Annotated in this window: 1 pseudogene; it reads right to left on the bottom strand. The window is 41.4% G+C overall.

The features are described 5' to 3' along the window. Positions 1-806 (bottom strand): annotated as a pseudogene (locus ACFIKR_RS09540) (adhesin); the annotation flags it as partial.

Raw genomic sequence — 806 nt, 5'->3', positions numbered from 1 at the left:
CCTTCTGAGACTTCCTTAATACGATCGTTAACAGTCTTGATATTATCATCAAGTCCTTTAAAGGCTGTTTCAACTCCTTCATACGATTTATCTGTTACCTCACCATCTTTAGAAACTGTCGATAAGTCATACTTTAGTCCTTTAAAGTTTTTGCCATCAAAGGATACAGCACCACCTAAAAGCTTTGATAAGTCATCTGTGATGCTATGAAGCTGTCCGCCATTAACCGCATCACTCGAGCCCGATACTATAGAACCATCAGCCAGTGATGTGATCTTGCTGTTTGTCTTATCTCCGTCTTTTTCTCCATGCTTGGCTACAAAAGCTTGTTCACTTTCATTCCACAACAGCGCATCGCCTTGTACAGATTCCGTGATGTTCGTGACTTGTTCTTTAAAGTCTTTAACGATGTTTTCAACATTCTTATCAATTCCTGCAAAGGCTTCCGTTACATTATGATGTTCCTGTGGATCACCTTCCGTACCATCTGCGTTGTAGGTTTTAAGCGTGAAAGTTGGTTCGCTCCATTTGCCATCTTCATACTTCGTCTCACCACCAAAATACTTTGCTAGCGTCTGATGCAATGAATAAAGCTGTCCGCCATTAACCGCATCACTCGAGCCCGATGCTATAGAACCATCAGCCAGCGATGTAATCTTGCTATTGGTTTTGCTGTCCTTTTCCCCATGCAGGGCAACAAAAGCACCTTCATCCTTGCTCCATAATAAAGAATCCTGTGCAACTCCTTCTGAGACTTCCTTAATACGATCGTTAACAGTCTTGATATTATCATCAAGTCCTTTAAA

Origin of the sequence: Bartonella sp. MR30HLJHH (assembly GCF_042194195.1) — a bacterium.
Lineage (GTDB): Bacteria > Pseudomonadota > Alphaproteobacteria > Rhizobiales > Rhizobiaceae > Bartonella > Bartonella grahamii.
This window is presented reverse-complemented; position numbering and strand designations above follow the sequence as displayed.